At 65.1% G+C, this 3,957-nt stretch carries 6 protein-coding genes; 3 read left to right on the top strand and 3 right to left on the bottom strand.

Features of this window, described 5'->3' with window-relative positions; genetic code table 11:
* The coding region (locus LI94_RS20545) for an AAA family ATPase (protein WP_152664895.1) at positions 1 to 472 on the bottom strand (472 nt) is incomplete at its 3' end.
* 52 nt (positions 473 to 524) lie between these two features.
* Positions 525 to 1,634 (bottom strand): NDMA-dependent alcohol dehydrogenase, encoded by a 1,110-nt coding sequence (locus tag LI94_RS20540; protein WP_046302377.1) that lies wholly within the window; start codon positions 1,632 to 1,634, stop codon positions 525 to 527.
* A 92-nt stretch (positions 1,635 to 1,726) separates the two neighbouring features.
* Here LI94_RS20540 and LI94_RS20535 point away from each other — a divergent pair, with 92 nt between their 5' ends.
* Both LI94_RS20535 and LI94_RS20530 read left to right on the top strand, forming a co-directional pair.
* Complete coding sequence (locus LI94_RS20535; RefSeq protein ID WP_024442157.1) at positions 1,727 to 1,999, top strand: type II toxin-antitoxin system Phd/YefM family antitoxin; 273 nt, start codon at positions 1,727 to 1,729, stop codon at positions 1,997 to 1,999.
* Positions 1,996 to 2,247 (top strand): type II toxin-antitoxin system RelE/ParE family toxin, encoded by a 252-nt coding sequence (locus LI94_RS20530; RefSeq protein ID WP_046302376.1) that lies wholly within the window; start codon positions 1,996 to 1,998, stop codon positions 2,245 to 2,247. The genes LI94_RS20535 and LI94_RS20530 overlap by 4 nt, the downstream gene beginning before the upstream one ends.
* A gap of 6 nt (positions 2,248 to 2,253) precedes the next feature.
* Here the strand turns inward: LI94_RS20530 and LI94_RS20525 are convergent, their stop codons facing one another.
* On the bottom strand, positions 2,254 to 3,093 hold the full coding sequence (locus LI94_RS20525; protein ID WP_046302375.1) for a DUF3097 domain-containing protein: 840 nt from the start codon (positions 3,091 to 3,093) through the stop codon (positions 2,254 to 2,256).
* Positions 3,094 to 3,444: 351 nt separating this feature from the next.
* Here LI94_RS20525 and LI94_RS25215 point away from each other — a divergent pair, with 351 nt between their 5' ends.
* A complete protein-coding gene (locus LI94_RS25215; RefSeq protein ID WP_024442154.1) occupies positions 3,445 to 3,873 on the top strand; it encodes a transglycosylase family protein in 429 nt (142 codons plus the stop codon).
* Positions 3,874 to 3,957: the final 84 nt, after the last annotated feature.

Genomic DNA, 3,957 nt, shown 5'->3' with positions numbered 1-3,957 from the left:
TGTGTATAAGAGACAGCACCAACAGCACCACCCGGTTCTCCACCGCGGCCAGCAATGCATCCTGCTGGGTTTTGGAGAACCGGTGCACCTCATCGATGAACAGCACGGTCTGTTCGCCGTACGCGGCCGCCCGTCGGGCGGTGTCGATCACGGCGCGCACTTCCTTGACCCCGGCGCTCAGGGCTGAGAGCGCCTCGAATCGTCGTCCGGTGGCACCGGAGATCAGTGAGGCCAGCGTGGTCTTTCCGGTCCCGGGCGGACCGTAGAGGATGACCGAGGCCGCCCCGGAGCCATCGACCAGCCGACGCAGCGGGGAGCCCTGCCCCAGCAGGTGATCCTGGCCGACCACCTCGTCGAGGGACGCCGGACGCATCCGCACCGCCAACGGAGTGGAGGTGGCACCGGATCCGTGCGGTTCGGGCGCCGGGGCGCCGCTGAGGTCGAACAGTCCGTCGGACACGACTTCAGGCATACCACGCATAGCTGCTCACCGCTGTCACCTGCCCCATCGGCCACTCGCCGGTTCAGCGGTGCACGATCACCCCGCGGATGTTCTTGCCGTCACGCAGATCCTGGTAGCCCTCGTTGACCTGCTCCAGGGTGTAACGCCGGGTGATCAGCTCGTCGAGCTTGAGCTGACCGGCGTCATAGAGGCGCAGCAGCCGCACGATGTCGTACTGCGGGTTGGCGCCGCCGAACAGCGTGCCCTTGATGGTCTTGCCGAACAACGCCAGCTGCGAACCCGAGACGTGTACGTCCAGGCTCTCCAGCTTCGCCAGCGCGGCGATCACCACGGTGCCGCCCTTGCCGATGGTGTTGAATGCCGCGGTGGTGACGGCTTCGTCCAGGTCGCCGACGGTTATCAGCGCCTGGTCGGCCATCTGTCCCCAGGTCAGCTCGGCAATCTTGGCCATCGCCTCCTCGGCGGTGGGGAAGGCGTGCGTGGCACCCAGCTTCAGGGCGGTTTCGCGTTTGAACTCCACCGGGTCGACGGCCACCACGTACTTGGCGCCGGCGTGCGCGGCGCCCTGCACGGCGTTGATGCCGACGCCGCCGATGCCGTAGACCACCACGGTGTCCCCGGCGCGCACCCCGCCGTCATAGTTGGCCGTCGCCCAGCCGGTGGGGACCCCGCAGCCGACCAGCACCGCGGTCTCCAGCGGCAGCCAGTCGTCGACCTTGACCACCGAGTGCTGCGAGACGGTCGCCCGCTCGGCGAAGGTGCCCAGCATGCAGAAGCCGCCGTAATCGGTTCCGCCCGAGTGGAACCGGAACGTGCCGTCGGGCATGCAGCCCTCCAGGATGGTGGCTCCCATGTCGCACAGGTTCTGCCGTCCGGTCGAGCAGTATCGGCAGGCCCCGCAGCTGGGGATGAAACAGCACACCACGTGATCACCGGGCTTGACTTTGGTAACCCCGGGGCCGACGTCCTCGATGATCCCGGAGCCCTCGTGCCCGCCGACGATCGGGAACCGGGCCGGCCAGTCCCCGTCAGCCAGATGCAGGTCTGAATGGCACAGACCGGCAGCGGTGAACTTGATCAGTACCTCACCCGGACCCGGCCCGTCGAGGTCCAATTCCATGATCTCGAAAGGTTGGTTGGGCGCATGTGCCACGGCGGCAATTGTTTTCATGGGTGTCATCCAACTCGCCCGGGTGGCTCCTCCGGCGCTGTTCAGCCGGATTGCGAACGCGGGACGCAGATTGGGCGAGTAATATGTTTAACATGAGTACGCATAGCCTTCGCGATTTGCGGGCCCAGCTCGGTGCCATCGTGCGCGACGTCGCTACCTCCGGCGAAGAGGCCATCATCACCGATAGCGGAACCGAGATCGCGGTGATCATCTCGATGGCAGACTACGAGCGTCTGCATGAACACGCCGACGTCGCAGACGCGCTACGCGTGCAGAACATGCGCGCGAATGCGTTTAACACCATGTCACTGAGTGAAATGCTCGATGCCCTGGGCGTCAACGCTGCGGCGTTTGTCGCGTCGTGAAAGTCGCCTTTCACCCGGACGTCCTCAAGCAGTTGCAGCGGCTGCCGCGTGATGCGTTCGAGACGGCGCTGCAGACGATTATCGGGCTCACCGCTAGCCCGCGCCCGACCGGGGCGAAAAAGCTGGTCGGTGGCCACAATGACTGGCGGGTACGGTTCGGGCAGTATCGGATCGTCTACCAGATCGACGATGCCGCAGCCATCATCACGATCTTCACCGTCGCCAAACGCAGCGACGCCTACCGCTGATCAACCTCAGGCCGGCGCGGTCACGAAGTCGATCAACTCCTCGACCCGGCCGATCAGCTCCGGCTCCAGGTCGGTCCAGTCCCGCACCCGGCTCCGGATGCGCTGCCAGGCCGCCGCGATATCGGCCTGACCGGCGTGTGGCCAGCCCAGCGCGGCGCAGATCCCGTGCTTCCACTCCACGTTGCGTGGAATCTTGGGCCAGGCCTGCATTCCGAGCCGCTCCGGCTTCACCGCCTGCCAGATGTCGACGTAGGGGTGCCCGACGATCAGGGCGTGTGCACCGCCCGGTCCACGGCGCACCGCCTCGGCAATGCGGGTCTCCTTGGAACCGTCCACCAGGTGGTCGACCAGCACCCCGAGCCGTCGGCCGGGCCCGGGCTGGAATTCGGCGACGATGCCGGCCAGGTCGTCGATGCCGCCCAGGTACTCGACCACCACACCTTCGATGCGCAGGTCTTCCCCCCAGACCTGCTCGACCAGTTCGGCGTCGTGGCGGCCCTCCACGTAGATCCGGCTGGCCAGCGCCACCTTGGCGCGCGCGCCGCGTACCGCCACCGAGCCCGACGCCGTCCGGGCCGGCGCCGCGGGTGCCGTCGGGCGGGGCTCGGTCAAGATCACCGGCTTGCCATCGATCAGGTAGCCGGGGCCAACGGGGAATCCGCGGATGCGGCCGTGCCGGTCCTCCAGATCCATCCGACCGTAGGCGATCCGCACGACGGCCCCGACGTAGCCGCTTTGGGCGTCTTCGACCACCATGCCGCGCTCCACCGGCACCTCGACAGAGCGGACCCTGCGTGCGGTGTGCGGGTTGTCGGCAAGGATGTCGGATCCATAGCGGTCGGCCACCCGAGGCAGCCTAGGGGCGTTCGGGCGTGCTGCGACTGAACCACCCGCGCGATTCCGCCGATTTTTTCCGGCCGCCCTCAGAGCCGGTTCCACCGAACCAGAAGTCACACTGGCATCAGGCATCACTCTAGCAACATTAGCCACTCAAAATTCCCTTAATTTATAAGAGATCTCTCGCAACATACGTAACAATAACAACTTAGTTAACTAAAACAACTTTAGTTAACTTTTACCCCAATTAATAACAACCGAAACATTTGCATCTTTAAGTAACCGAAATGTGCAATTTCATCATTTATCGCGTTATGCTCTGAAACCTCACTGATACACACCTATCACGGAGGTTGTGATATGCACCGGAACACGGCACGGCGTGTCGTGAAGTTCGGGCGGCGGCGGCTCAATTGGGCGACGTCCGGGCTGGTCACCGGGGGGATCGTGGGCACGCTGATAAGTTCGGCGGGAGTGGCCCATGCGGACAACATGGCGATGGGCTGGGATGCCGTCGCACAATGCGAATCGGGCGGTAACTGGGCCGCCGACACCGGCAATGGTTTCTATGGCGGTCTGCAGTTCAAACCGTCGACGTGGCGCGCATTCGGCGGCGTGGGTTCGCCGGCGAAAGCATCCCGCGAGGAACAGATCGCGGTGGCCAATAGAGTCCTCGACGAACAGGGCCCGTACGCCTGGCCGAAATGCGGACCGGGACGGGTATTCCCGTCGTCGGTGAAAGGCTGGGTGCCGCCGGCGATGCGCCAGCTGCTCAAACCGTTCTGGTGAGCCCGGCTACTGCGGCTTCGGAGACAGCACCGCCTGGGTCTGCGTGACTCGGGCGACCAGCTTGCCGTTGTCGTCACTCAGGTC

It is taken from the genome of Mycobacterium sp. UM_Kg27 (assembly GCF_000972905.1).
In the GTDB taxonomy this organism is placed as follows: domain Bacteria; phylum Actinomycetota; class Actinomycetes; order Mycobacteriales; family Mycobacteriaceae; genus Mycobacterium.
This window is presented reverse-complemented; position numbering and strand designations above follow the sequence as displayed.

Coding starts and splice junctions, on each gene's coding strand:
- LI94_RS20540 (WP_046302377.1), bottom strand. CDS start 1,634: ATGAAAACAATTGCCGCCGTGGCACATGCGCCCAACCAACCTTTCGAG.
- LI94_RS25215 (WP_024442154.1), top strand. CDS start 3,445: ATGCACCGGAACACGGCACGGCGTGTCGTGAAGTTCGGGCGGCGGCGG.
- LI94_RS20535 (WP_024442157.1), top strand. CDS start 1,727: ATGAGTACGCATAGCCTTCGCGATTTGCGGGCCCAGCTCGGTGCCATC.